Origin of the sequence: Rhabdaerophilum sp. (genome assembly GCF_046092605.1) — a bacterium.
Taxonomy (GTDB): domain Bacteria; phylum Pseudomonadota; class Alphaproteobacteria; order Rhizobiales; family Beijerinckiaceae; genus Rhabdaerophilum.
Window position 1 is genome coordinate 1 of sequence record NZ_JBJTDY010000169.1, and the last position, 4,117, is coordinate 4,117.

Genomic DNA, 4,117 nt, shown 5'->3' on the forward strand with positions numbered 1-4,117 from the left:
TCGAGTGGCGCGGCTCAGCCTTTGATCCCGCCAAGATCAAAATCGCGGATCTGCACCTCGCCCTCGACGATCTCGCCAGAACATGGTCCAAGGCCCGGAAACCGAAGACAAAGTGACCGCGGCCTTCGCCGGATGCTTACATACCAGCACCAGATTCCGGATGCTGAGTTGCGCGCGATGGTTCTCGACATGCAGCCGGACCCTGCACGCACCGGCAATCTCGAAGCCTATTTCATCCGTCCCCAGCCGGCGGGGATCGGTTTGCGCGTGCAGAAGAGCTGATTCAGGCGGGTTTCCGGAACAGGAAACATCCGCGCTTCCACAAGACCTTCCCGATGACCAAGCGTGTTTTCGATGTGTTCCGTGGCTTCAGGGTGCGTCGCGTGCACCATGCGAGCCTTTCGCGTGCGCCGGTGATCGAGACGCTCAACCGCTTCGGCCTCGCCTGGTTCGAGGCGAAGACGAGCTATCTCTTTACGCGCTGATCGCGCCACGCGAAGGCGAGATGCTCCGGTGGAGGTACGGCCACCGCCGTCTCGGCCTTGAGCGCCCGCAGGATCGCGCGCCTCAGGGCGCCGAACCCAAGAAGATGGATCATCCGTGCGCGCAGGATCGCCCTAGCATCCTGCAGGATACCTGTGTCCCGCAACGCGGTCTCGATGCCGCCGAGGTAACTGCGGTAATGGCTCCAGGTGAAGCCAAAATCTGTCGGATATCGTTTCGCCAGCGGTCTTGTCCGGTAAGAACCCGTTCTCTTCCTTAACAGCACGCGGTCTGTCGCCGCGATACGGAACCGCGAGAGGAAAGCCGCAAGCACGACCAGATCCTGCCCCAAGCAATCGGGAAACGTTCCCCCCAGGACGTCAAGCGCCTCCAGGAGATGGGCGCGACGAAACAGACCATAGATCATGTTGGCCTTGCCCCCGAGTTCCGGCTCGGCGATAAACTGCAGGGTCGTTTCCCGGGTCGAGGCGCCGGTCGTGAACCGGGAAAATCCGAGCTGCCAGTCGATCGTCGCGCCGGCCAGATTGATCACCTCGACCGACGAGGCCGCAAGCGATAGGCTGGGATCGCCCTCAAGCATCGCTAGGAAAACCGCGAGCGCGTCGGGATGACGCAGGTCATCATCCGCCGCCCACATGAAGTATTCCGTGCGCGCCGCATGAAGCACGGACATGAAGTTGCCGACAATGCCGATCTGCTCGGGATGGCGCAGGTAATCAATGGCGAGGCCACGGGCGGAGAACTCGGCCACCAGCTCCCCAATCATCAAGGAATCCGAGGGATTCTCGTGCAGGATGATGCGGAAATCCCGGCAGGTCTGCGCCGCGAGATGCTCCAGCGCATTGCGCAGTTCGGCGGGGCGGCCATAGCAGGGCATGCCGATGGAAATCCGGCTCATCGCCCGCCCCCCATCTGCAGGCGGAAGAGGCCGGCATAAGCCCCCTCTTTCGCGAGCAAGGTCGCGTGGTCGCCGGCCTCGATGACCTCGCCCTGCTCCAGCACGATGATGCGATCGGCCCCGACGACGCTCGCCAGCCGATGCGCGACGAGGATTGTCGTGCGACCGCTCGCGAGATCGAACAGGGTCGAGCGAAGCGCTTCCTCGCTCTGCGCGTCGAGCGCGGCGGTGGGCTCGTCCAAAAGCAGGATCGGCGCGTTGCGCAGGAAGGCGCGGGCAATGGCGATGCGCTGCTTCTGCCCGCCGGAGAGACGCCCCGCCAATTCCCCGACAGGTGTCTCATAGCCCTGCGGCAAGGCGCGGATGAAGGAATCGGCCTGCGCTGCTTCCGCCGCGGCGATGATCTGTGCTTCCGATGCCTCGGGCAAGCCCATGGCGATATTCTCCCGCACAGAGCCATCGAACAGGAAGCTGTCCTGCCCGACATAGGCGATCGCGTCGCGCAGGGATGCGGGATCGAGCGTCACCGTCTCCTGCCCATCGACAAGGATGCGTCCCGTCACCGGGTCCCAGAAGCGCAGGATGAGGCTGAGAGCGGTGGATTTGCCCGAACCCGAGCCGCCGACGAGCGCGGCGGTCTTGCCCGCCTCGAAAACCATCGAGACATGCCTGAGGACGGGCGATCCCTCGGCATAGTGGAAGGAGACATCCTGGAAGCGGATTTCTCCCGCGCCGGGCTTGTAGGGCGCGAGCATCCCTTTCGGTGCCTCCGGCTTCTCGTCGATCATCTCGAAGAAGAGGCGCAGCCCCACGCGATGCTGTTCGAGCAGCAGACGCGCGCTGGCGAGGCGTCGCGCGGGGTCATAGGCGAGCAGCAGGGCCGTGATGAACGAGAAGAACGCGCCGGGCGTCGCACCATGGGCGATGACGCGCCAGCCGCCATAGAGGATCACGAGCGCCACGGCGATCCCGGCGAGCGTCTCGACGATGGGCTGCGTGCGCGCCATCAGCACTGCGGCGCGATCCGCGTTCCCCCGCTGCTCCTCGATCACGCCCGTGAGGCGCACGCCGAGCCGCTCCTCCACCCCGAAGGCCTTCACCACACGAAAGCCCTGGATGATCTGGCGGAGCTGGTCGGCGAGGGTCACGCCGATGATCACCTGCCGCTTCTGCACCTTGTTGATGCGGATGCCGAGGCCGGCGATGAGCACTGCCGCGATGGGCAGGGCGAGCAGAACCGCGCCGGAAACCAGCGGGTCCTGCACGATCATCACGAAAACCAGCCCGACAAGCGTGAGAATGTCGCGGCCGACCACCGTCACCAGCAATTGCAGGATCTGCCGCGCGGCATCGGCGGAAAAGACCTGCTTCTGAATGACCTCCGAGGAGGTTCGGCTCTGGATTCCCCTCACCTCCTGCGCAAGCAGCGAGGCGACGAGCCGCTTCTGGCCATCCGCGACAATCGCATTGCCGATCCGCGCGAGAATGACGCCCTGCCCGTAGGAGGCGGCACCGCGCGCGACGTAAATCACCAGCACCGCGCCGGCGACGAAGAACAGGGCCTGCTGGCTCTTGGCGATGAAGACCTCGTTGATGACATCCTTCATCAGCCAGGCGGTCGCGGCGGTGGTCGCGGAGACCACGCCGAGCATCAGAAACGCGAGCGCATAGAGGCCCACGAAACGGCTGCCCGTTTCGGTGATGAGCCGCCGGAGATCGTCTCGGCGCCGGCGTTTCTCCTCAGCGTCCATGGACGGGTTTTATTTCTCCGGAAGGTTCAGCCGCAGGTGCAGTTCGCGCAGCTGCTTGGCGGAAGGTGCCGCGGGCGCGCCCATCAGGAGATCGAGCGCCGACTGGTTCATCGGGAAGAGCGCGACTTCACGCAGGTTTTGCGCGTCGCACAACAGCATGATGATGCGATCCACGCCCGCGGCCATGCCGCCATGCGGCGGCGCGCCATACTGGAAGGCGCGATACATGCCGCCGAAGCGCTCGACCACCGTCTCCTCGCCGTACCCAGCGAGTTCGAAAGCCTTCACCATCGCCTCGGGCCTGTGGTTGCGGATACCGCCTGAGGCGAGTTCGAAGCCGTTGCAGGCGATGTCATACTGGAAGGCCTTGATGGAGAGCGGGTCCTGCGTCGTCAGCGCCTCCAGCCCGCCCTGCGGCATGGAGAACGGGTTGTGGGAGAAGTCGATTTTCTTTTCTTCCTCGTTCCACTCATAGAACGGGAAATCGGTGATCCACGCGAATTCAAAGCGGGCCTTGTCCGTCAGGCCAAGATCCTCGCCCACCTTGTTGCGGGCGTTGCCGGCGAATTTCACGAACTTCTCGGGGTCGCCCGCCACGAAGAAAACTGCGTCGCCGGCACCAAGCCCGAGCTGCTCGCGTAGATTTTTGGTAGCAATCTGCCCAAGAGCATTAGCAACTGGCCCGCGAGCCAAAATAACTTTTGCTGTAGCCACTTGGGATGCTGTTTCGGGTGCACCCTCTTTGTCTAGCTTTTCAACCAGGCCGGCTATTTCCGAGGAGACATCCGTGATGTACTCCTCGACGAAGAAAATATAGCCGAGGCCCGGCTGGCCTTCACCCTGCGCCCAGGAATTCATGCGATCGCAGAAAGCGCGGGAGCCGCCGGTCTTTGACGGAATGGCCCAGACGCGGTTCTTGGGGTCTTCGAGCATGCGCGCGAAAATCTTGAAGCCCGAGCCCCGG

4 protein-coding genes are annotated in these 4,117 nt (G+C 63.8%); 1 reads left to right on the forward strand and 3 read right to left on the reverse strand.

What is annotated here, in order from left to right; genetic code table 11:
- Positions 1 to 335 precede the first annotated feature (335 nt).
- Positions 336 to 485: a hypothetical protein gene (locus ACKODO_RS13055; protein ID WP_408983870.1), complete on the forward strand. Its 150-nt coding sequence runs from the start codon at positions 336 to 338 to the stop codon at positions 483 to 485.
- Here ACKODO_RS13055 and ACKODO_RS13060 read toward each other — a convergent pair.
- From ACKODO_RS13060 to ACKODO_RS13070, 3 genes are all read right to left on the reverse strand, one after another.
- Positions 467 to 1,402, reverse strand: a complete 936-nt coding sequence (locus ACKODO_RS13060; RefSeq protein WP_408983871.1) for a glycosyltransferase family 2 protein — start codon at positions 1,400 to 1,402, stop codon at positions 467 to 469. The genes ACKODO_RS13055 and ACKODO_RS13060 overlap by 19 nt on opposite strands.
- Positions 1,399 to 3,153 carry an ABC transporter ATP-binding protein gene (locus ACKODO_RS13065; RefSeq protein ID WP_408983872.1) on the reverse strand — a complete coding sequence of 585 codons (1,755 nt, stop codon included), beginning with the start codon at positions 3,151 to 3,153 and terminating at the stop codon, positions 1,399 to 1,401. Before ACKODO_RS13065 ends, ACKODO_RS13060 begins: the two co-directional genes overlap by 4 nt.
- Before the next feature lie 9 nt (positions 3,154 to 3,162).
- Positions 3,163 to 4,117 (reverse strand): amino acid--tRNA ligase-related protein (locus tag ACKODO_RS13070; RefSeq protein ID WP_408983873.1); only part of this gene is annotated, 955 nt, incomplete at its 5' end.